Origin of the sequence: Rathayibacter sp. AY1B5, from assembly GCF_002932795.1 — a bacterium.
GTDB lineage: Bacteria > Actinomycetota > Actinomycetes > Actinomycetales > Microbacteriaceae > Rathayibacter.
The window spans coordinates 1-4,517 of record NZ_PSWM01000048.1 but is presented as its reverse complement, the minus strand read 5'-3'; the positions used below and the strand labels follow the sequence as shown (position 1 = coordinate 4,517).

Sequence of the window (4,517 nt, the reverse complement as noted above, 5' to 3'; positions counted from 1 at the left end):
GCTTGCCGCGGGTCAGGTCCTTCAGCAGCGCGTACGGGTCGGTGATCGAGGACCGGCCGGCCGCCACCTCCGCGCGGATCACCGTCTGGATCGCCGGCACCTCGGAGCCGATCGAGCCGGCTCCGGCCCGGACGGTGATGATCGCGGTGCCGACGTCGACCGTCTGGCCCTCGTCGACGAGCACGTCGACCACGGTGCCGCTGAACGGCGAGGGGAGCTCGACGAGCGACTTGGCGGTCTCGATCTCGACGAGGACCTGGTTGACGGCCACCTCGTCGCCGACCTTGACCTTCCAGGCCACGATCTCGGCCTCGGTGAGGCCCTCGCCGACGTCGGGGAGGAGGAACTGCTCTGTCATCGGGGGGACTCCTGTGGGCTCGTGCGGGCGGATGTCGCGCGCGTCAGTACGCGAGCGAGCGGTCGACGGCCTCGAGCACGCGGTCGACGTCGGGGAGGAAGAGCTTCTCGACCTTGGCGGGCGGGAAGGGGGTGTCGAAGCCGGCGACCCGGAGAACCGGCGCCTCCAGCGAGAAGAAGGCGCGCTCGGTGACGGTCGCCGCGATCTCGGAGCCGAGGCTCACGTTGGCGGACGCCTCCTGCGCGACGACGAGCCGGCCGGTCCTGCGGACCGAGGCGAGCAGCGGCTCCCAGTCGATCGGGGAGAGCGAGCGCAGATCGACGACCTCGACGCTCGTGCCCTCCTCGCCCGCGAGCTCGGCGGCCTGGAGGAGGACGGCGACCATCGGGCCCCAGCCGACCAGCGTGACCTCGGTGCCCGGGCGGACGACGCGGCTGGCGTGCAGCGGCGCGGCGGATCCGCTGAGGTCGACGTCGCCCTTGGGCCAGTAGCGGCTCTTGGGCTCGAAGAACATCACGGGGTCGTCCGAGGCGATGGCCTCCTGGATCATCCAGTAGGCGTCGTTCGGGGTCGACGGGCTGACCGCGCGCAGGCCCGCGGTGTGCGCGAAGTACGCCTCGTTGCTCTCCTGGTGGTGCTCGACCGCTCCGATGTGCCCGCCGTAGGGCACGCGGATGACGACGGGCATGGTGATCGCGCCCTCGTGGCGGTTGGTCATCTTGGCCAGCTGCGAGGTGATCTGGTCGAACGCCGGGTAGATGAACCCGTCGAACTGGATCTCGCAGACCGGGCGGAACCCGCGCATCGCGAGACCGATCGCGGTGCCGACGATGCCGGACTCGGCGAGCGGCGTGTCGAGCACGCGCTTCGCCCCGAACTCGGCGTGCAGGCCCTCGGTGATGCGGAAGACGCCGCCCAGGGGGCCGATGTCCTCGCCCATCAGCAGGACGCGGTCGTCCTGCGTCATCGCGCGGCGGAGGCCGGCGTTGAGCGCCTTGGCCATGGACATGGACTCGAGCTGCGACCCGGTGAGGGGCGGCTGCGCGGCCGTCGTGCTGGTGTCGATCGTCATCACTCGCCTCCGAACGATTCTTCGTAGCGCTGCAGCCACGCCTTCTGCTCCTCGACGAGCACGTGCGGCTCCGAGTAGACGTGGTCGAACATGACGCCCGTGGGCGGGACCTCGAGGGCGAGGAGGCGGGCTCGGATGTCCGACGCGAAGTCCTTCGCCTCCTCGTCGACCTCGTCGAAGAAGGACTGCTCCACGCCCTCGCTCCGCAGGTACGCGGCGAAGCGGGTGATCGGGTCCTTCGCGACCCACGAGGCGAGCTCGTCGTCGGTGCGGTACTTCGTCGGGTCGTCGCTCGAGGTGTGCGCGCCGATCCGGTAGGTCAGCGCCTCGATGAACTGGGGGCCTCCGCCGGAGCGGGCGTCCTGCAGGTGCTTCGCGGTGACGGCGTAGCTCGCGAGCACGTCGTTGCCGTCGATCTGCACGCCGGGGATGCCGAAGCCGGAGGAGCGGAGGTAGAGGGGGCTGCGCGACTGCGTGGCCACGGGGACCGAGATCGCGTAGTGGTTGTTCTGGAGGAAGAAGACCTCGGGGGCCTGGTAGCTCGCGGCGAAGACCATCGCCTCGCTGACGTCGCCCTGGCTGGAGGCGCCGTCGCCGAAGTAGACCACGACGGCCGCGTCCTTCTCGGGGTCGCCCGTGCCGGTCGCTCCGTCGAGGGTGAGGCCCATCGCGTAGCCGGTCGCGTGCAGGGCCTGCGAGCCGAGCACCAGCGTGTAGAGGTGGAAGTTCCCGTTCGTCGGATCGGTCGGGTCCCAGCCGCCGTGCGTCGTGCCGCGCAGGAGCGCGAGGACGCCGAGCAGGTCGATGCCGCGGATCTTGCCGACGACGTGCTCGCGGTAGGAGGGGAACACGTGGTCCTGCGGGCGCATCGCGAACGCGGAGCCGACCTGCGCCGCCTCCTGGCCGTGGCTCGGGACCCACAGTCCGAGCTGGCCCTGGCGCTGCAGGTTCGCGGCCTCGGTGTCGAACCGGCGGACCACCGCCATCTCGCGGTAGAAGGAGCGGTGCTGCGCTTCGTCCACCTCGTCGAGGTAAGAGGCGTACTGCTCGGCCGCGGGGGTCGGCGAGAACCGCCCGTCCGCGGAGAGGAACTGGACAGTCGGCGACTCCGTGCTGGTGGCTACCACCCGACTAACCTATCCGTCTCGCGGGGTGGCCCTCGGGGAGGGAAGCCACAATCTCGGCCGCCGCGCTGAGGAGCTTGTCGACAGAGCGCGCCTCGCCGACGGAGACGCGGATCCCCTCCGGCGGGAACGCGCGGACCACGACCCCGGCGCGCTCGAAGACCTCGGCGGCGCGCGCCGTGTCCTCGCGGGTGTCGAACCAGAGGAAGTTCGCCTGCGACTCCGGGATCGTCCAGCCCTGGTCGAGGAGCGCCCGCCAGAGGTCGTCGCGGAGGCGGGTGATGCGGTGGACGCGCTCGAGGAGCTCCTCGCGGTGCTCGAGGGAGGCGACCGCCGCGATCTCGGCGAACCGGGTGACCGAGAGCGGGATGGCGGTGGAGCGGGCGGCGTCGAGGATCCGCGCGTGGCCGATCGCGTAGCCGACGCGGAGGCCGGCGAGGCCGTACGCCTTGGAGAAGGTGCGGGCGATCACGAGGTTCGGGTAGCGGCCGAGCAGGCGGGTGCCGTCCACGGCCCGCTCGTCGTCGACGAATTCGGCGTAGGCCTCGTCGAGGAGCACGAGGACGTCTCCCGGGACGCGCTCGAGGAGCGCCTCGACGTCGTCGGCGGTGGCGACCGTGCCGGTGGGGTTGTTCGGGCTGCAGACGATCAGCAGGCGAGTGCGCTCCGTGACGGCCTGCGCCATGGCGTCGAGGTCGTGGGTGTCGTCGGCGCGCAGCGGCACGCGCACGCTGGTGGCGCCCGCGGTCGTGACGAGCGAGGGGTAGGCCTCGAACGAGCGCCACGCGTGGACGACCTCGTCGCCCGGGCCCGCCGCCGCGGTGATGAGCTGGGCGATGACCGCGACGGAGCCGGCTCCGACGATCACCTCCTCGATCGGGACGCCGTACTCCGCGGCGAGCGCCGTGCGCAGGGCTGTCGCGGCCGCGTCCGGGTACCGGTTGAAGTCGTCCACCTCGCGGACCCGCGCGAGCACGGAGGGCAGCGGGTCGAACGGGTTCTCGTTGGAGGAGAGCTTGAAGGCGTCGGCGGCGGCCGCGCGGCCCTGCTTGTAGGCGGGGAGCGCCAGGATCTCGGGGCGGAGGCGGACGGGAGGCTCCTGCTGGTCGGTCACCCGCCCCATGCTAGGCGGCGCGGCGGTGGACGCCCCGCCGTCCCGCGCGCGCCGCCCCCGCCCTCGAGTGGTGCTCGGCGAGCCCCCTTCCCCGCGGTCGAGCGCCGCCGGTGCGGCCCGGAGGTGCGGCCGACCCGGGTCTCGGATGCACGAACCGCCCCACTGACCAGCACCCACGGCGCCCGTCCCCCGATTAGGGTGCAGTGATGCGGAGTCGAGGGCGAGCCGAGCGGCGCGGGGGTGCGCGCCCGCTCCTCCGGGGCGCCACGGCCGCGATCGCCCTGCTCGTCGCCGCCGGCGCGCTCACCGGGTGCACGCCCGCCGCGGAGGGCACGCAGGCGACCCCGACGCTCCGGGAGACGTCCATCGACGTGGCCGCTCCCCCGGCCTACACCGCCGCGCGCGAGGCCGGTCTCGCGCTGCGGGACGACTCGCTCGCGCTCCTCACCGCGACCGACGGCACCGTCGCGGGCGCGGCCCGCACCGATCTGCTGGTGGCGATCGGTGCCCTCAACGCAGCGCTCGAGGGAGTCTCGGCCGACGCGATCACCACCGCGACGACCGCGGCCGGGGAGCAGCGGACGGCGCTGGCCGAGCGCGTGCTCGGCCTCGCCACCTCGACCCTCGCCTCCGGTCGCGGATCGACGTCCCGGCGGGCGGTGCTGACCGACGCGGTCGAGCAGCTCCGGAGCGTCCTCGCCTCGGGAGCCGCGGTCGCCCCGGCCGCCGTCGCCGTGATCGAGGCGCGCGAGCCGCTCGTCCCGGAGCCGGGCAGCGGATTCGCTCCTCCCCCGCGACCCGCGCCCCCCGCCGCTCCCCGGCCGACCACGGCGCCCGCCGGGACGTCGA

At 73.1% G+C, this 4,517-nt stretch carries 4 protein-coding genes and 1 pseudogene; 1 reads left to right on the top strand and 4 read right to left on the bottom strand.

The window, feature by feature from the left end:
- The 4 genes from C5D44_RS17395 to hisC all read right to left on the bottom strand — a co-directional run.
- The coding region (locus tag C5D44_RS17395) for a biotin/lipoyl-containing protein (protein WP_308471654.1) at nucleotides 1-358 on the bottom strand (358 nt) is incomplete at its 3' end.
- A gap of 43 nt (nucleotides 359-401) precedes the next feature.
- On the bottom strand, nucleotides 402-1,367 hold the full coding sequence (locus tag C5D44_RS17390; RefSeq protein ID WP_181028888.1) for an alpha-ketoacid dehydrogenase subunit beta: 966 nt from the start codon (nucleotides 1,365-1,367) through the stop codon (nucleotides 402-404).
- Between the two features lie 62 nt (nucleotides 1,368-1,429).
- Nucleotides 1,430-2,557, bottom strand: coding sequence for a thiamine pyrophosphate-dependent dehydrogenase E1 component subunit alpha (locus tag C5D44_RS17385; RefSeq protein WP_104282381.1), 1,128 nt, complete (start codon nucleotides 2,555-2,557; stop codon nucleotides 1,430-1,432).
- A 4-nt stretch (nucleotides 2,558-2,561) separates the two neighbouring features.
- Nucleotides 2,562-3,677, bottom strand: coding sequence for a histidinol-phosphate transaminase (hisC, locus tag C5D44_RS17380; RefSeq protein WP_104282380.1), 1,116 nt, complete (start codon nucleotides 3,675-3,677; stop codon nucleotides 2,562-2,564).
- Between the two features lie 197 nt (nucleotides 3,678-3,874).
- Here hisC and C5D44_RS17375 point away from each other — a divergent pair.
- Nucleotides 3,875-4,517 (top strand): annotated as a pseudogene (locus tag C5D44_RS17375) (hypothetical protein); the annotation flags it as partial.

What these genes read in the sequence shown, in the direction of transcription:
- C5D44_RS17390 (WP_181028888.1), bottom strand. Translation starts at nt 1,367, where the DNA reads ATGTCCATGGCCAAGGCGCTCAACGCCGGCCTCCGCCGCGCGATGACG.
- hisC (WP_104282380.1), bottom strand. Translation starts at nt 3,677, where the DNA reads ATGGGGCGGGTGACCGACCAGCAGGAGCCTCCCGTCCGCCTCCGCCCC.